The sequence below is a fragment of the Chryseobacterium metallicongregator genome (assembly GCF_031324065.1).
In the GTDB taxonomy this organism is placed as follows: Bacteria; Bacteroidota; Bacteroidia; order Flavobacteriales; family Weeksellaceae; genus Chryseobacterium; species Chryseobacterium metallicongregator.
Window position 1 is genome coordinate 1 of the sequence record NZ_JAVIXS010000005.1, and the last position, 18015, is coordinate 18015.

Genomic DNA, 18015 nt, shown 5'->3' on the forward strand with positions numbered 1-18015 from the left:
TGCGCGATTACTAGCGATTCCAGCTTCATAGAGTCGAGTTGCAGACTCCAATCCGAACTGAGACCGGCTTTCGAGATTTGCATCACTTCGCAGTGTAGCTGCCCTCTGTACCGGCCATTGTATTACGTGTGTGGCCCAAGGCGTAAGGGCCGTGATGATTTGACGTCATCCCCACCTTCCTCTCTACTTGCGTAGGCAGTCTCACTAGAGTCCCCAACTTAATGATGGCAACTAGTGACAGGGGTTGCGCTCGTTGCAGGACTTAACCTAACACCTCACGGCACGAGCTGACGACAACCATGCAGCACCTTGAAAAATGTCCGAAGAAAAGTCTATTTCTAAACCTGTCATTTCCCATTTAAGCCTTGGTAAGGTTCCTCGCGTATCATCGAATTAAACCACATAATCCACCGCTTGTGCGGGCCCCCGTCAATTCCTTTGAGTTTCAAACTTGCGTTCGTACTCCCCAGGTGGCTAACTTATCACTTTCGCTTAGTCTCTGAAGCTTGCGCTCCAAAAACGAGTTAGCATCGTTTACGGCGTGGACTACCAGGGTATCTAATCCTGTTCGCTCCCCACGCTTTCGTCCATCAGCGTCAGTTGTTGCTTAGTAACCTGCCTTCGCAATTGGTGTTCTAAGTAATATCTATGCATTTCACCGCTACACTACTTATTCCAGCTACTTCAACAACACTCAAGACTTGCAGTATCAATGGCAGTTTCACAGTTAAGCTGTGAGATTTCACCACTGACTTACAAATCCGCCTACGGACCCTTTAAACCCAATAAATCCGGATAACGCTTGCACCCTCCGTATTACCGCGGCTGCTGGCACGGAGTTAGCCGGTGCTTATTCGTATAGTACCTTCAGCTAGATACACGTATCTAGGTTTATCCCTATACAAAAGAAGTTTACAACCCATAGGGCCGTCGTCCTTCACGCGGGATGGCTGGATCAGGCTCTCACCCATTGTCCAATATTCCTCACTGCTGCCTCCCGTAGGAGTCTGGTCCGTGTCTCAGTACCAGTGTGGGGGATCACCCTCTCAGGCCCCCTAAAGATCGTAGACTTGGTGAGCCGTTACCTCACCAACTATCTAATCTTGCGCGTGCCCATCTCTATCCACCGGAGTTTTCAATATTAAATGATGCCATTCAATATATTATGGGGTATTAATCTTCCTTTCGAAAGGCTATCCCCCTGATAAAGGCAGGTTGCACACGTGTTCCGCACCCGTACGCCGCTCTCAAGATTCCGAAGAATCTCTACCGCTCGGCTTGCATGTGTTAGGCCTCCCGCTAGCGTTCATCCTGAGCCAGGATCAAACTCTCCATTGTATGTTTGTCTGACTCACTCAAAGTTTTTAACGCTTTAGTTTTTCCTTACTTGGTTGTTATATTGTATGTCAATGATCTTTATATCTTTCGCTTTTTAACGCAGCAATCTTTCTGTCAGTGTTGCTCCGTATTTGCGAGTGCAAAAGTAAAACTTTATTTTTAATTGACCAAATGTTTTTGAAGAAAATTTTAAAGTTTTTTAAGTAACCTTAATTCTTCCAAAACCCTCAATCCATCTACTCCTGCGCTCCCTCTAATTGGGACTGCAAAGATAATAACTATTTTTTAACTGACAACTTTTTTTGTAAAAAAAATTAAAGTTTTTTTTCGTCCTTATCTTATGAAGTAGTTTATGTTTCTGCCTTTATAAAGGCGCTTCTGCGCTACTGAATGTATTTCGTTTTTCAGTGGGGCAAAGATAGAAACTTATACCATACCCCGCAACTTTATTTAACTTAAATTTCATATTGAAACGATATCTTATCCTAATCAGCTGGAAGGCAGGGTGAAAAATTTTAAACATTTGTTTGGAGGATCAGGTGAGGGTGTTCGAGGGTTAGAAAGTTTGAGCGGTGGAGAGGGTGAGAGGCGTGTTTCGGGGAGCGGGATGCGGGGGGTTGGGGTGTGGAAGATCAAAATAGGGTATATATTATATATAGTAGAGCTTTTTTAAATTAATAGCCTATATATATGTTTTGGCTAAAAATTATTTTTTACTAAACGGGCTAAAGCCCGCTCCTATTGAATAGTTATAATGAACCACAGATGGCACAGATTGACACAGATAAAATGTTTGCTTTTATATTATATATAGAATGGGAAGGATGGGAAATGCTAAAGAGTATATAATATAGAGTAATAAGATTTAACTCCTATCCCCGTAATTAATTAAAATGTTCGACTCTGCTCAGCATGATATTGCTAATACTATCTGATAAAAAAAACTTAGACATTATACTGTCATTTTACTTCCTTTATTAAGGCTCTTGTAAAGAAGTTGGGATTTCTGCGGAATGACACAATGGAAATAGAAATGGATACCTATAACCGCTTCTATAGAAACCAGCAAGATGAAAATTCAATACCAAATGTTCCTTTTCTACCTGGAAACCCGAAACCTGCAACACAATAACCCGAACCTCATCATTTATCATTCATCATTCATCATTTACAACTCCTACCCTAGCCCTGATAGTAATGGTTACCCCGCAGCTTGGTTGGAGTGTGGGTAGGTTTGGGTGTGGGAATGCGCGGGCGCGAGGAGTAGAAATGGATAGCAGGATGAAGCTCTTAATTGGGTTGGAGAGTTGGAGAGTTGGAGGGTTGGAGTGTGGGAGGATGAGAGAATTGGTGAGAAATAGGAAATTGCAGTGAGAGTATATATATATGATGGCATGCAGGATTGGGAAACAGTTTCTGTAGAATGATTCACCTTCTCAACTGTAATAATAGATGTAATAATGATAAAAAGAGGTCTACATTTTTTTTGATTCCTTACATTTGTAGTGCATTCCGGTTTCTAAGGAATGAAATGAGTTTTATATATGACAGACAGAAAATATAAGGAAACGGTACATACAGATAAAAACCAATACGACTATATTACGGTAACCCACGACGAAAATAACGTCAGAATCTATACTTTGAAAAATGGATTAAAGGTTTTTCTTGCCCAGAATTTTGATGCTCCAAGAATACAGACCTTCATTCCTGTAAGAACAGGAAGTAATAATGATCCTTCTGATAATACAGGTTTAGCTCATTACCTTGAACATATGATGTTTAAAGGAACTTCTCACATAGGAACTCAGAACTGGGGAAAGGAAAAGGAGCTTCTTGATCAGATCTCAGCTTTATATGAAGAGCATAAGGCAGAACAGGACTCTGAGAAGAAAAGAGAAATCTATAAAAAGATTGATGAAGTTTCTCAGGAAGCCAGTCAATATGCCATTGCCAATGAGTATGACAAGGCAATTTCTTCTCTGGGAGCGAGTGGAACCAATGCTCATACCTGGTTTGATGAAACGGTTTACAAAAATAATATTCCAAATAACGAACTTGAAAAATGGCTGAAAATAGAAAAGGAAAGATTCTCTGAAATTGTTCTTCGTCTTTTTCATACTGAGCTGGAATCGGTATACGAGGAGTTCAACAGGGCACAGGACAATGACACAAGACTTGTGAACTACGAACTGATGGATGCTCTTTTCCCCACTCATCCTAATGGACAGCAAACGACACTGGGAAAACCGGAACACTTAAAGAATCCATCGATGAAGGCTATTCATAAGTATTTTGATGAATATTATGTTCCTAATAATTATGCGATGGTACTGGTTGGGGATTTTGATTTTGAAGAGACCATTCAGTTAATCGATCAATATTTCGGGACTTTACCTTATAAAGAGCTCCCTAAAAAGACACCTGTTATTGAACAGCCCATTACAAAAGTTGTAACAAGAACAGTAAAAAGTCCTACTACTCCACGCGCTCAGCTTGCATGGAGAACAGAAAGCTATGGAACAAGAGAAGCAATGCTGGCTGATGTAGTTGCCAATATTCTCAGCAACAGAGGGGAAGCAGGACTACTGGATCTGCATATCAACCAGACTCAGAAAATGCTTTGGGCTCAGGCCTTTTCTGTAGGGTTAAGACAATACGGATATTTTTCTATTGTTGCCGTTCCTAAGGAAACGCAAACTCTGGAAGAAGCCAAGAGTATGGTACTGGATGAAATTGAACTGATCAAGAAAGGAGATTTTCCGGACTGGATGCTACCGGCAATCATCAATGATTTCAAACTTCAGAGAATGAAAGGCCTTGAAACTGCCGAAGGACTTGCCACGACTCTCTATGATTCTTATATCAAAGGAAGAACCTGGGAAGAGGAACTGAATGAAATGGATGAATATGCCGCTTTCACTAAAGAGGATGTTGTAAATTTTGCCAATGATTTTTTCAAAGAAAATTATGTGGTTGTCAATAAAGAAAAGGGAGTCAATGACAAATTGATCAGGGTTGAAAATCCTGGAATCACTCCTGTTAAGATCAACCGTGATACACAATCTGAATTTTTGAAAGAGATTTTGGCGGATAAAACAGAGGATATTAAACCCGAGTTTATCGATTACCAGAAAGAAATCATTACGGATCAGCTTAATGGAAAGAAATTAAGCTTTGTAAAGAATAAGTACAACGATATCGCTCAGCTGCATTTTATTTTTCCTTTGGGGAGTGATAATGACAGAGATTTAGGGATTTCAACTCAGCTTCTGCAGTATCTGGGAACAGATACGCTTTCACCAGAAGATTTAAAAAAGGAATTCTTTAAAATCGGGATCAGCAATGATTTCAAAACAACGAACAACCAACTTATCATTTCTTTAAGCGGATTAGAAGAAAATATAGAAGAAGGAATTGCTCTTCTACAGCACTGGATGCATGACGTACAAACTGATCAGGAAATCTATAATCAGTTTGTAGGCACAGTACTGGAAAACCGTGAAGCCATTAAGAAAGATAAAAACCGAATTATAACAGCACTGAACAATTACACGAAACTGGGCAGCAGCTCACGTTTTACGGATGTTATTTCTAAGGAAGAGCTTGAAAGCAGCAATTCTGAAGTATTCACCAACAGAATGAAGAAGCTTTTCCAATATCCCTATCAGGTATTTTTCTATGGTAAAAATTTTGAAAGCTTTAAAGAGTACATCGGTCAGTATATAAAACCTGAAAGTCTTCAGATCCCGGAAGCCAAGCAATATCCGGAACCAGCAACGGGAGGAAATGTGAATTTCATCAATTATGATATGGTTCAGATAGAAATGAGCAAGATTGGGAAAGGAAACGAGGTGAATCCACTTCATTTCGGGAAGATCAATGTTTTCAATGAATATTTTGGAAGAGGATTATCTTCCATTGTTTTCCAGGAGATGCGTGAAAGTAAAAGTCTTGCTTACTCTGCTTATGTTTCTTATGCTGCGAACTCTGAGCTGAAACATCCGGACTATGTGACGACGTATATCGGGACTCAGCCTGACAAACTGATGATCGCTGTAGATACGTTGAATGAACTGATGAATGAACTTCCTGAAGTACCCATTCAGTTTGAAAATGCCAGAAATGCTGCACTGAAACAGATTGCCTCAACAAGGGTAACCCGAAATAATATATTTTTCAATACCTTAAGATTACAGAAACTGAATATCTATCATGATTTCAGAAAGAATATATACGAACAGATTCAAAACCTGAAATTTGAAGATATCGAACATTTTTACCAGACGGAAGTTAAATCAATACATTTTAATACAGCCATTATCGGCAAAAAAGAGAATCTTGATATGGAAGCTGTCAATAAAATGGGAGCATTTAAAGAAGTAAGTCTGAAAGATATTTTCGGACATTAAAAAAACAAACCGCCTGATAATTCAATCAGGCGGTTTATTTTAAAATGATGAATGATACATCATTTATAATTCTTTTACGTCATCATACAATCTCCGTCTCCATCCTGATAGTTTGGATCAAAATGATCAGGAAGTAATTCCAGTAGATTTTTGTGAAACAGATATTCTCTTTTGAAATCACGTTCGTAGATAGTGGAAAATACTTTTGACTGTTGTATTTCTTTATTCAATAGGGTTTGATAAGAAGTAAAACCTTTTACTCTATAGTTCACAATGAAATATTTTAAAAACCTGGCAACCTCATCTGCATTACTATCTACAAAAAGGTAAGGGATTTTAAGATAGCCATCACGGAGCTGTAACAGAAAACAGGATGTAAGCTTGTTATTTTTATCGAAAATTTTGATCCAGAAATATTTAAAGGTCTCAGCAAAACTTGAAAAGAGGTATTTTTCATCTTTTTTGCCTTCCAAAACCCATGGATGATTGATAAAAGTATTGATTTCATCTGCATCACGTTTCCCAGAAAATCCGTTAATAAAATCTGCACTTTCTTTGTCAATCTGATCCAGAACTTCATATTTGAAATCTGGTTTTGATACTGTAAAATTCTTTATTGAAATCAATCCATTGGCTGTGGCATCCAGAATTTTAAAAAGAGGTTTCAACGGTTTTGTTCCCGGTTTCTTTTCAGGAATCATTTTGGCTGCATCGGTTCTGAAGTAATAACGTATCCCTTCTTTAGGAAAGACATATTCAAAAACACCCATAATATTGTAGAGTGCTTCGGCTTCTTTGGTAAATTCTGTAATGGCGATCCGGTCTTCGTATTCTTCAAAAACTCTTTTCAATAAAGCTTTGGCTGGTCTTTTCTTTCTGTATTCCGGGTTTACATACAAGGTACTGAGCCAGGCATAACGGATTTCTTTTCCATCAATCGTAAAACAATCCGGAAAACATCCTACGTAACCTACCAGTTTTTCTTCAGAGAAAGCCAGAATAAGAAGAACATCTTTATCTGATGCTTTTGGATTTTGAATATGAGACAGCGCACGATGTCTGGTAATCGGGAGAAAATCATATTGCTGAAAATCTCCGGATGATATAAAACCTTCCAGTTCCCTTCTATTGAATGTTTTCAGCGTTATCATTCTCTAATAATCGTATTTTTATGGATGAGTTTTTTCAGTCTGAAGTAAGCGATTTCTTTTTTTAAGGTCTCTACTCCGCTCTCTCCCACTTCCATTGGAATTCGTTGAAAGTTTCTTTGTATACTGTCTAGTTTTATACCAGCGCACCCAAAACTGCAGTAGATTTCTTTATTTTTATAGAGTTCATCAAAAAAATATTTCCTTACTTCAAAATCGGTAAACGGAAATGCAAAACTTTCATACAGGAAATCATTTTCTTTTAAATAATCAAAAGTCTTATCTGTTGTTTCCATTTGTTCTTTCAAAGATAAGTCTCCATATTTCGGATGATCCCAGCTGTGCGAAGAAATTCCGAAACCTTTGCGGGTAAGTTCTTTCAATTCTTCTGTTGCTAAATAAGGTTTAAATTCCTTTGAATAAGCCTTAAAATCTATTTCAAATTTTTCTGCGAGCTGATCCAGAATATCTTTTTCCTGATAATTTATAGATAAAATTTTCTTTTGTAAAACACGTCTGTCTACATTTTTCAACGACAGGATAAAATATATTTCAGGATCTATGGTTTTTATTTTTTCAGCAGCATCGGCAAGAAGGCTTGCTTTACATCTGAACATCATATCTGCATTGTCTATGAAAGCCGGATTGATAAAGTTACAGGCATAAATTCCTTTTCGTTCCAGAATGGGAGCCACAACATCATAGAATTCTCTGAAGCCGTCATCAAAAGTGAGCATGGCAATCTTTTTCTGAGGTTTGAAATTCCCGGACGTAAATTCTTTAAACTCCTGCCAGTTTACAAACTGAAAATGCTTTGCGATATAATCCAGATCATTTTCAAACTGATGAGTCGTCTTATAACGGATCACATGTTTTAAATGAAGAAGTTCTTTGTCTGAAACACTATGATAAAGCGGCAGACAATAATCCAGCGGAAATGATTTCCCGATATTCTCAGATTCAAAAGCTGCCAAAACATTGATGATCCTGTCTTTCATCCTATTTTAAATAAAAAAGAATCTATTCAAAATTAAATTCAAATAGATTCTTAAAGGTATAACTTTTAAAATTATTTTATAATCTTCATTTCATCAACAAGCCACCTTGAATCAGCAAACTTATCGATAATGAAAAGAATATATTTTGTATCTACCATGATGTTTCTGCTGAAACGTGGATCATAATTGATATCACTCATTGTTCCTTCCCACTGTCTGTCGAAATTCAATCCAACTAAGTTTCCGTTGGCATCAAGAGCAGGGCTTCCGGAGTTTCCTCCAGTTGTGTGGTTGGTTGCAGTGAATCCTACAGGAACGTCACCTGTTTTATCTTTATAAATTCCGAAATCTTTTTTGTTGTAAAGATCAATCAGTTTCTTTGGAACATCAAATTCATAATCTCCAGGAACATATTTTTCCATTACTCCCGCAAGGTGAGTCTGGTATCCGTAAGAAACAGCATCTCTAGGAGTAGAACCTTTTACTTTACCATACGTTACACGAAGCGTTGAGTTCGCATCCGGGAAGAATTTTCTGTCTTTATCCGTCTGCATCTGCTGTGCCATAAACTTTTTCTGTAAGGCATCAATTTTTGCCTGCATAGAAGTATATTGTGGGTCTGCAGTTTTCATATACGTTTCTTTCATGGAAACATATAATTGATAAATAGGATCTTTCTTTAAAGTCTTTATTAATTTATCCTGATTAGAAAACGCTTTATCAATATCTGTAGTCAATGCTCCTCCGTTTACAGCAGTTCTTCCTGTGATGATAGAGTTTTTAGACATATCTTCTACTACAGGAATATTAGCATTCTCATCTTTATACTTGTTGAATCCTGCCGGTAAAAACTGTGTTGCCGTTTTATTCACATATAAAGCCAATAGTTTTGCAGTTACTTTTGCATCAAGCTCAGCACTGTAATCTTTATAGAAAGAAGTTAATTTTGATTTTAACTTTGAAAGTTCCTTTTCATCCATTCTTCCCGCCTCCACAGAGGCTACGAAGTCATAATAATCACCCGCAAGTTTCAAAGTCTCTGCATTTCTGATTACTTCTGTATAGTAAGCGTTGTTTAATGCATAAGGAGCCTGATCATTGTACAGCTTGTTCAACTGATCCAAAGTAGTCTTGATCTCCGGGTTTTTAGCGACCAAAGAACCTTCATACATTACTTTCTTTTCTACGGCATTGGATTTTTTCAATCCTTCTACTTCACCGATCCATTTTTTCCAATAGTTCGCTACTGAAGCATATTTGGATGCATATTTGATACGCGTTTCATTGTCAACACGCATTTTTTCGTCCAATGTTTTCAACGCAACATCACGTACCGCAATTCTTGCAGGATCAATATCCTTCATGATTTTCTCAACACCTACTGCAGGAAGATATTCTGTAGTTCTTCCCGGGAATCCGAATACAAAAGTAAAATCGTTCTCGTTTTTATCTTTTATAGAAACCGGTAAATAGTGTTTTGGAACATAAGGTACATTGTCTTTTGAATATTCTGCAGGTTTATTGTTTTTGTCTGCATAAATTCTGAACATAGAGAAATCTCCGGTATGTCTAGGCCAAACCCAGTTGTCCGTATCGCTCCCGAATTTTCCGATGCTTTGAGGAGGTGCTCCTACAAGACGGATATCTTTATACGTTTCGATGGTGTAAGCATAGTATTTGTTTCCATAATACATTGGTTTTACCATGATCGACTGGTAAGATTCAATTTTCTGAGAGTTTTTATACACCTCAATATTGTTGTTGATCCTTTTAGTAAGCTCAGGCTCTGTAAGATTGTCTGTACCGTCTAATATTGGATCAGTAACTTCTTTTATATCTACAATAAAATCTACTTTTACTCCCGGGTTAGGAAGTTCACCTTCTGTATTTTTTGCCCAGAATCCGTTTGAAAGAAGATCATTCTGAACGGTAGAATGTGCCTGAATCTGACCAAAACCGCAGTGATGGTTCGTTAAAAGCAATCCTTTAGGCGAAATAATTTCTGCAGTACATCCGCCGTTAAACTGTACTACCGCATCTTTAATGCTTGGTTTCTGAGGGTTGAAAATATCTTTTGCAGAAATCTTCATTCCTAAATCCTTCATTTCCTTTTCATTCAGCTCCGTAGGAATCCACATTCCTCCATATTGTTGCGCAAATGCCATTGCAGCTGGCAAAAGAAATACAGATAAAAGTATCTTTTTTGTCATAATCAAAATTTTGCCCCAATTTACAAAGAAAAATAGGAACAGGCTTTATAAAACACGTAGAAAAGTTATTAAGAGTTCGTTTTTGAAAATATGGATAGTCAATAGTCAATTTTGCTTCGCAAGTGAATGGTGAATATTTTTTCTAAGATGACACGAATTCATCTAAAATTGTGGCTAAAAATGAAAAATTGACAAACAAAGCAAATTAACTATTCACTTCATTATATTCCTTCTCTATGGCTTAGTTTTTGTTGATTGGAAGTAACTTTATTATTAAAAACATCCTTAAATTAATTATTATGATGAAAAGCAAAATGCTCATGTTGGGAATGGCAGCTGTTCTATTCCTTGCTTCATGTTCTAAAAAGGAAGCAACCGAAACAACTGGTATTACAGATTCTGCAACGGCAGTACAGCCTGCTGCTACAGACAGTATTACAAAAGCAACCCCTACAGCAGCCGGAGATACTTCTGAAAATGCTTTAGACTGGGCAGGTACTTATGAGGCTACTGTTCCGTGTGCTGACTGTCCGGGAATCAAGACTTCATTGACATTGAATGATGATAAAACATTCAGTATTACAGAAGAATATCTTGACAGAAATTCAAAGAACCAGGATAAAGGGTCTTTCACCTGGGATGCTACAGGAAGCATGATTACTTTAAAAGGGAAATCAGCCAATTATAAATATAAAGTGGGTGAGAATATGCTGATCCAGCTGGATATGGAAGGAAAAGAGATCGATGGTCCGAACAAGGATCTTTATGTATTCAAGAAAAAATAAAAATAAAGGCTCAGGCCTTTATTTTTTTGCTTTTATATCATCTAAAACTGATAGGCTGTAATCTTCGGATCATCTATGAGCCTTCTGATCACTTCTTCATGGTGATTATTTTTTCCTGTCAGCCTCCAGATAACTGTTAAACTTTCCGGTGAATACTGCTGTTTGAGCATCTGATATCTTAAATGATGTCCTTTAAAAATATGCTCACAATATTGGATATCTGCAGCATGAGTCAACGCAATTTTATATTCCCTTACTTTATTATAATTATCAATAAAATTCTGAAGATAGGTTAAAGCACTCAAAACAATCAAAACCAATGCAGTTCCCAGAAGTGCAATATAGACATATCCGGAACCTACCGCCATTCCTATAGAAGCGGTGGCCCAAATAGTGGTTGCTGTGGTAATTCCTTCAATTTTATTATCTCCTTTGAAAATCACTCCTGCTCCCAGAAATCCTATTCCTGTAATGATATTAGCTGCCAGACGATCCGGATTCGCAACACCTATTTTTATGGAAAGTATGGTAAACAGGCAGGCACCGAAACACACCAGAATAAAAGTTCTGAGACCGGCAGACTTATTACGGTATTCTCTTTCAGCACCAATGAACAGTCCTAAAATAACTGAAATAAGAATCAGCAGCAATTCATTTTTAATAGCGTAATGGTCCTGAAGAAAATCCATTTTTTTAAATTTAAACTGAGAATAAATTTACAATAAAATACCATTAAGGAACTATCTTTGCTGCAGAGATTTTGTGTTGTTACCCCAAAAAATTTATTTCACGAAAAAACTTTTGTAATATTACATTTTAATTGTAACAATTCTCTTGTACCAAAGAGTTTAAAAAGATAATCAACAAAGAGATTGTCATAAAAAAACGCCTATGAAAAACCTTATTTTTGCATTGCTTACCGTATTATCCGGAATGACATTTTTACATGCTCAAAAAGTGTTCAATGAAAGTTATTCTTTTAAAAGTGATGGATCAACGGTTGCTTTTGTACCCATTATCAATGATTTTAAAGATAATGACGATATTACCAAGAAAATTTTAAGGGATACTCTTCAATTAAAATTTAATGATGTAGCTGTTTTACGGGCTAATATGGATACAAAGGTGATGGAGATTTTAAAGAAAGTCGCTGAAAAAGATTATAAATCCAAAGAAGTAAAAATGTTTCCCAATCTTACAACTATCATCAGTAAAGAGGAAATGAGCTATATTAAAGAAAAATTCGGCAATGCAGATCTATTGCTGCTTCCGGTTGTTTTCAATGTCAACCAATCTATGGGAATGACCTTTGGAAATTCACTATTCCGGCTCTATGATCTTAATAATGGTGAGTTTATTCAGCAGTTCTCAGAAAAAATCAATGTCAATATAGGAGCTGAGGCAGGTTTCGCAATCATGACCGGTATGCTTATCAGCGGGGAAAAGTCTCACTTATTAAAAAATATCAAAAAATAATACTTATATACAATTATGGATAAAGAAATTTCGCACTTCTGGTTAGGATATTTCAAGAATGAAGAAGACTTTTATAGCTTCGTAGAAGAGGATGAAAACTATTATATAGAGGAAGAAACTGATGATCAGTATGTTTCCAAGTTTGCAGAATCACAGAATATCAAGTGGTTTGACGATGACTTTATAGAATATGGTTTTGAGGATGAAAGCCTTAGTCTTTATGATAAGTTTGCTGAATATTCTTATGCAGACCAGTGGATTCCAATCTTAGAGAAAAAATTGAATGAACTAAGTCTGGATACGCCTGTAAATGCTATCATTTTTGCAACAAGATTTGTGATTCCTAATCCGGTTTCTGTAGAAAATGACGATTTTTCACTGCATTATGTGGGTGAAGTAGAATACGATATTTAATACTATCATTAATAACAGGTAACTTCATCAGAAATGCAGTTACTTGTTATTGATAAGATTCTGAAATGGCATAATAAGTGATAATTTAATCCGTAAACTATCATCATGAACAGAAATCTTATTCTCATCAATCTTACGATCATACTGCTGCTGGCAGTAGCTTATATTTCCGGATATTATTTTATTAATTATCCTTTGGAATTCAATTTCTGGTATTCCTTTAAAGAATCCGGTTTTGAATGTTACCCTTTTATATTAGCTGGTACCGCTCTTATCACCTATCTTTTAAGTAATGTTTCAATTAAAAAATTAAGTTTTAAGGCTAAGTTTTTAAGGATTTATCCTATTCTCAATTCTATGATTCTTCTTTTCTTCATCATTTCATCTGGAAATGAATTGATAAAAACACAAAAAGAACTTTCAAAAAAAGAAACTGAATATATTCTGCAAGCCAAAAAAGATATACAGAATGATCAGGTTACGCTATCTTATGCCGGAGGTTTTTCAATTCCTGCTTATAATGAATCAACGCTAAGCAAAATCCGGGACATCCGGAAGAAATATGGTGTAACTTATGTGAATACAGGTTGTATTATTGATCCTGTAGATAATGAGGCGCAAAAGAAATACACAGAAACAGTGAATCCTTATCTTGAAAAAAGAAATGGAAAAGACTGGAAAGATAAGATGCAAAAGGAGATTGATGGTTTGAAGTAAACTTACTACTGTCCATCAAAAAAATAGAAGTATTTTTGCAGCTGATGAATTTATATTCTACCCTACAAATCGGAGATTATCATATTAATCATTGCGAAGATGATCTTCTCATCAAAAAAATCAGTTCGGATAAAATTGTATGTGCTGTGATGGATGGTTGTTCTACCGCTTTGGACAGTCATTTTGCTTCAACACTTATTGGAAAAATTTTACGTAAAACCATTATTGAAATAGGCTACAGAGCATTATATGAAAAAGACAGCCAGCACAGTCCGGAAGAAGAACTCAAAGAAATCATCAAAGGCTTATTCCATGAACTTCAATTTATTAAAAAGCATCTGATGCTGGATGAAAAAGAACTGTTATCTACTCTTATAATTTTAGTTTATAATATCTCAAAAGACAAAGGATTAATCCTAGCCATTGGTGACGGAGTTGTTTGTATCAATGGAAATATCACAGAATTTGACCGTAATAATAAACCTGATTATTTAGCTTATCATCTTCATGAAGATTTTGAAAACTGGTATTCCGGTCTGTCTCAGAAAATATCTTTTGATCACCTGGATGATATTTCTATTGCTACTGATGGCATTTCCAGCTTCTCACAAATAAAAAAGACCGATCCCGATGAAGTCATCAACTTTATGGAATATCTGATGATTAATCAAAACAACAACGATACGGAAGATATGCTCAACAGAAAGCTTAAACAGCTGGAACATCAATATGGAGTAAAACCTACAGATGATTTAGCGATTATAAGGATGATAAAATAAAACTATTCTGAAAATCTATTATATTAAAAAACAAAAACTTCCGCCTAAAAGACGGAAGTTTTTTATTTCATTAAGGATAAATCGTATTTATTAATGCGCTTCTAACCAGTTATCTCCTACTCCAATTTCTACCAATAGCGGAACCTGTGTTTTTAAGGCACTTTCCATTTCAGTTTTGATGAGTTTTGAAGCGGTATCAATCTCATCTAGCGGAGACTCGAACACCAATTCGTCATGTACTTGAAGCAGCATTTTTGTTTTAAGCTGTTGCTCTTCAAGTTCTCTGTCTATTTTAATCATGGCAAGCTTTACAACATCTGCTGCACTTCCCTGAACAGGTGCATTCACTGCATTTCTTTCTGCATGACCTCTTACCACAAAATTATTGGAATTAATATCTTTCAAATGACGTTTTCTTCCTAAAATGGTTTCCACATATCCTACCTGGCGTGCTTTGTTCACCTGCTCTGCCATGTATTCCTTCAATTTCGGATAGGTTTCGAAATAAGCTTCGATCATTTGTTTAGCTTCTGTACGGGATAATCCGGTTTGTTCTGCCAACGCAAAAGCTCCTTGCCCGTAGATGATCCCGAAGTTTACGGTTTTAGCCTGACTTCTCTGAGTTTTTGAAACCTCAGCCAAAGGAATTTTAAAAAGTTTGGCTGCTGTGGAAGCGTGGATATCTTCTCCATCCTGGAAAGCTTTGATCATGTTATTCTCTCCGGAAATCTCAGCAATCAAACGAAGTTCAATCTGTGAATAATCGGCAGAAATAATCTTCTTCCCTTCTCCGGAAACGAATGCTCCACGAATCTGCTGTCCTCTCACCGTTCGGATAGGAATATTCTGCAGGTTCGGGTTTACACTCGCCAAACGGCCTGTAGCGGCTGTAGTCTGTGAAAAGTTGGTATGTACTCTGTTATCTTTTTTCTCAATCTGTGAAGGCAAAGCGTCTACATAGGTTGATTTTAATTTCTGATAGGTTCTGTATTCCAGGATATGCTTGATGATCTCATGTTTTGAACTCAATTTTTGAAGAACATCTTCTGAGGTTGCATATTGTCCTGTCTTTGTTTTTTTGGCTTTTGGATCCAGCTGCATTTTTTCAAACAGAATCTCTCCCAACTGTTTTGGAGAGTTCATATTGAATTCTTCTTCTGAAAGTTCAAAAATCTTTGTTTCCAGCTGTTTCAGATCATTTTCAAGGTCAATACTTTCCTGTGCCAGCCATTTTTCATCCAGAGAAATCCCCGAAAGTTCCATTTTTGCCAGTACTTCCATCAGAGGCATTTCAATATTGAAGAAAAGCTCTTCAAGATTTTCCTTTTTTAATTGAGGAGCAAAAAGCTCATACAGCTGAAAAGTTACATCTGCATCTTCTGCCGCATAATCCGTCTGTGTTCTTACATCTGCATCTCTGAAGCTGCCTTGTTTTTTCCCTTTCTTTCCAATGATGGTTTCAATAGATACCGGTTTATAGTTCAGATACACTTCTGAAAGGTAATCCATCCCGTGTCTTCCATCCGGATTCAGCAGGTAGTGGGCAATCATGGTATCGAACATTGCCCCTTTAACGGTGATGTCGTATTGTTTTAAAACTTTATAATCGTATTTAAGATTGTGAGCAACTTTCAGCGGATCTTCTTTTTCGAAAAACGGTCTGAAAATCTCCAGGGTCTGCAACACTTCTTCTCTGTTTTCAGAAAGTGGAATATAATAGGCCAATCCTTTCTTGTAAGAGAAGCTCATTCCTACCAGTTCCGCTTCCAGTTCATTCAATGAAGTGGTTTCCGTATCAAAACAAACTACTTTTTGCTGTAATAAGTTATCAACCAGTTTTTTCTGAGCTTTTGGATTGTCTATATACTGATAAAGGTGATCGTTGTTCTCAATGGTAGATTTTGTTGAAGTAGCCTGTTCCAATTCTTCGAAATTGGCAAAAAGATCAAGCTGCATGACCTGTCCTTTTACTTCGGTTCCGGCCGGAGTCTGTTTTACTTCTACCTCGCTTACAACCACTGTTTCTACAGCAGCAGGAGCAAAAGCCCTGTAAAGATTTTCGTATAGTCTTCTGAATTCTATTTCATCAAAGACTTCTTTTACTTTTTCAAAATCCGGAGTTTCCAGGTCATATTGTTCCTGATGGAATTCTACGGGAGCATCACAGATAATGGTTGCCAGTTTTTTAGACATAATACCACGTTCTGCTGAAGCTTCTACTTTTTCTTTCAGCTTTCCTTTCAGCTTATCGGTATTGGCAAGCAACGTTTCAATATTTCCGAATTCTTTCAGGAATTTCATAGCCGTTTTCTCTCCTACTCCTTCTAATCCAGGGATATTATCTACTGCATCTCCCATCATGGCAAGGAAATCTATTACCTGTTTAGGGTCTTCAATCTCATATTTTGCCTTTACTTCTTCAACTCCGAGAATTTCGATATCGCCACCTTTTAACCCTGGCTTATAAATTTTAATTTTATCCGTAACCAGCTGTGCAAAATCCTTATCCGGCGTCACCATGAAAGTGGTATATCCTTCTTTTTCTGCTTTGCATGCAATAGTTCCAATGACATCATCGGCTTCATATCCTTCTACTCCAAGAATCGGAATATGCATTGCTTCCAGAATTTTATGGATGTATGGAACCGCAATTTTGATCGCTTCAGGAGTTTCACTTCTATTGGCTTTGTAATCTGAATAGTCATCCGTTCTTACACTGGCCTGTCCTACGTCAAAAACAACTGCCAGGTGAGTAGGTTTTTCTCTTCTGATCAATTCGATCAAAGAATTGGTAAACCCAAAGATGGCAGAAGTATCCAGTCCTTTGCTGGTAAGTCTCGGATTCCTGATTAGTGCGTAATATCCTCTGAAAATCATCGCATAAGCATCGATGAGAAACAGCCTTTTATCGTGTGTTGCGTCCATATTTTGAATAATGAACAAATATAAGAAAATAGGAGTAAAAATTGGTAGCCCGTTGAAGGGTTTTGGGAATAGAGATTCGGGGTTCGAGGGGTCCGAGATGGGGTTAAAAAAACAAAACAGCATACCCGAAGGCATACTGTTCCTTTTTTATTTAAGTTTATGGGATTATTTACCTGAAGAAGGCCATAGTCCGGCGTACTGAGAAGTACCATAGTCAATAGTCTCAGCACTGATTACGAAGCTGATCAGCATACTGTTGCTGTCTACTGCGTCGAAGTCTACTTCGTGTTGGATCACATATCCGTTCTCCCATTTCAAAGTGATTAATGTTCCTTCTTCGTGAGATTTGTTGAAAGTGATTTCTCCTACTGTTGGCTTGTATTTACCATTTAATAAACTTTCAAGGATGTCTGATTTTTCAGTAGCTTCTACTGTCACCTTGATTAATGCGTTAGAAGGATCTGATGCTACACGTCCAGATACGTCTGTAGATCTTGATACACTGTAATTCATTTTTAACAGTTTCTGTCCTTCACCGTTGTTGAATTTTAAGATTCCTCTTGAATTTCTTTCTGCCATGATTGTAAATTTTAATCGTTAGTAATAAATTGTAATTCAATAATTATATAACAAAGATAGCCTCCTTGGTTTTGAAAAAAAAGCAATTGAAAGGAAATCTGAAAAAGTGTCGTAATTGTACGATTTGATGTAGTAGTTCTACGATTTCGTGTCGTAATTCTACGACATTAGATTTAAAATAAAACACAATATACTGTAAATAAATATTTTAAAAAGGATTGAAAAATATCAACA

Annotated in this window: 12 protein-coding genes and 1 rRNA gene; 6 read left to right on the plus strand and 7 right to left on the minus strand. The window is 36.8% G+C overall.

The window, feature by feature from the left end; all coding sequences use genetic code 11:
- A 16S ribosomal RNA gene (locus tag REB14_RS07780) occupies window positions 1-1338 on the minus strand; the annotation flags it as partial.
- Window positions 1339-2882: 1544 nt separating this feature from the next.
- On the opposite strand from REB14_RS07780, the gene REB14_RS07785 reads away from it, so the two are divergent.
- The gene (locus tag REB14_RS07785) at window positions 2883-5750 is read left to right on the plus strand and encodes a M16 family metallopeptidase (RefSeq protein ID WP_079240698.1); all 2868 of its coding nucleotides are present in this window, start codon (window positions 2883-2885) and stop codon (window positions 5748-5750) included.
- A 74-nt stretch (window positions 5751-5824) separates the two neighbouring features.
- On the opposite strand, the gene REB14_RS07790 is transcribed toward REB14_RS07785, so the two are convergent.
- From REB14_RS07790 to REB14_RS07800, 3 genes are all read right to left on the minus strand, one after another.
- The gene (locus REB14_RS07790) at window positions 5825-6901 is read right to left on the minus strand and encodes a GNAT family N-acetyltransferase (protein ID WP_309521909.1); all 1077 of its coding nucleotides are present in this window, start codon (window positions 6899-6901) and stop codon (window positions 5825-5827) included.
- Entirely contained in the window at window positions 6898-7896 is a 999-nt protein-coding gene (locus REB14_RS07795) for a polysaccharide deacetylase family protein (protein WP_309521910.1), read from the minus strand. Before REB14_RS07795 ends, REB14_RS07790 begins: the two co-directional genes overlap by 4 nt.
- 71 nt (window positions 7897-7967) lie before the next feature.
- The gene (locus tag REB14_RS07800) at window positions 7968-10106 is read right to left on the minus strand and encodes a S46 family peptidase (protein WP_079240695.1); all 2139 of its coding nucleotides are present in this window, start codon (window positions 10104-10106) and stop codon (window positions 7968-7970) included.
- 299 nt (window positions 10107-10405) lie between these two features.
- Between REB14_RS07800 and REB14_RS07805 the strand changes: the two genes are divergently transcribed.
- Entirely contained in the window at window positions 10406-10891 is a 486-nt protein-coding gene (locus REB14_RS07805; protein ID WP_238594362.1) for a copper resistance protein NlpE, read from the plus strand.
- Window positions 10892-10932: 41 nt separating this feature from the next.
- On the opposite strand, the gene REB14_RS07810 is transcribed toward REB14_RS07805, so the two are convergent.
- A complete protein-coding gene (locus REB14_RS07810) occupies window positions 10933-11580 on the minus strand; it encodes an MgtC/SapB family protein (RefSeq protein ID WP_079240694.1) in 648 nt (215 codons plus the stop codon).
- 202 nt (window positions 11581-11782) lie between these two features.
- Between REB14_RS07810 and REB14_RS07815 the strand changes: the two genes are divergently transcribed.
- From REB14_RS07815 to REB14_RS07830, 4 genes are all read left to right on the plus strand, one after another.
- Window positions 11783-12367: a hypothetical protein gene (locus REB14_RS07815; protein WP_309521911.1), complete on the plus strand. Its 585-nt coding sequence runs from the start codon at window positions 11783-11785 to the stop codon at window positions 12365-12367.
- Between the two features lie 15 nt (window positions 12368-12382).
- Window positions 12383-12781: an immunity 22 family protein gene (locus REB14_RS07820; RefSeq protein ID WP_309521912.1), complete on the plus strand. Its 399-nt coding sequence runs from the start codon at window positions 12383-12385 to the stop codon at window positions 12779-12781.
- A 105-nt stretch (window positions 12782-12886) separates the two neighbouring features.
- Window positions 12887-13498 (plus strand): FEKKY domain-containing protein, encoded by a 612-nt coding sequence (locus tag REB14_RS07825; protein WP_309521913.1) that lies wholly within the window; start codon window positions 12887-12889, stop codon window positions 13496-13498.
- A gap of 44 nt (window positions 13499-13542) precedes the next feature.
- A complete protein-coding gene (locus REB14_RS07830; RefSeq protein ID WP_309521914.1) occupies window positions 13543-14277 on the plus strand; it encodes a protein phosphatase 2C domain-containing protein in 735 nt (244 codons plus the stop codon).
- 90 nt (window positions 14278-14367) lie between these two features.
- On the opposite strand, the gene polA is transcribed toward REB14_RS07830, so the two are convergent.
- Window positions 14368-17202, minus strand: coding sequence for a DNA polymerase I (gene polA, locus REB14_RS07835; protein WP_309521915.1), 2835 nt, complete (start codon window positions 17200-17202; stop codon window positions 14368-14370).
- Window positions 17203-17367: 165 nt separating this feature from the next.
- A complete protein-coding gene (gene tssD, locus REB14_RS07840) occupies window positions 17368-17781 on the minus strand; it encodes a type VI secretion system tube protein TssD (protein ID WP_034697132.1) in 414 nt (137 codons plus the stop codon).
- Window positions 17782-18015: the final 234 nt, after the last annotated feature.

Excerpts from the sequence above, each read along its gene's own strand:
- REB14_RS07820 (WP_309521912.1), top strand. The coding sequence starts at position 12,383 with ATGGATAAAGAAATTTCGCACTTCTGGTTAGGATATTTCAAGAATGAA.
- REB14_RS07825 (WP_309521913.1), top strand. The coding sequence starts at position 12,887 with ATGAACAGAAATCTTATTCTCATCAATCTTACGATCATACTGCTGCTG.
- REB14_RS07830 (WP_309521914.1), top strand. The coding sequence starts at position 13,543 with ATGAATTTATATTCTACCCTACAAATCGGAGATTATCATATTAATCAT.
- REB14_RS07785 (WP_079240698.1), top strand. The coding sequence starts at position 2,883 with ATGACAGACAGAAAATATAAGGAAACGGTACATACAGATAAAAACCAA.
- REB14_RS07805 (WP_238594362.1), top strand. The coding sequence starts at position 10,406 with ATGATGAAAAGCAAAATGCTCATGTTGGGAATGGCAGCTGTTCTATTC.
- tssD (WP_034697132.1), bottom strand. The coding sequence starts at position 17,781 with ATGGCAGAAAGAAATTCAAGAGGAATCTTAAAATTCAACAACGGTGAA.
- REB14_RS07810 (WP_079240694.1), bottom strand. The coding sequence starts at position 11,580 with ATGGATTTTCTTCAGGACCATTACGCTATTAAAAATGAATTGCTGCTG.
- polA (WP_309521915.1), bottom strand. The coding sequence starts at position 17,202 with ATGGACGCAACACACGATAAAAGGCTGTTTCTCATCGATGCTTATGCG.
- REB14_RS07795 (WP_309521910.1), bottom strand. The coding sequence starts at position 7,896 with ATGAAAGACAGGATCATCAATGTTTTGGCAGCTTTTGAATCTGAGAAT.
- REB14_RS07815 (WP_309521911.1), top strand. The coding sequence starts at position 11,783 with ATGAAAAACCTTATTTTTGCATTGCTTACCGTATTATCCGGAATGACA.
- REB14_RS07790 (WP_309521909.1), bottom strand. The coding sequence starts at position 6,901 with ATGATAACGCTGAAAACATTCAATAGAAGGGAACTGGAAGGTTTTATA.
- REB14_RS07800 (WP_079240695.1), bottom strand. The coding sequence starts at position 10,106 with ATGACAAAAAAGATACTTTTATCTGTATTTCTTTTGCCAGCTGCAATG.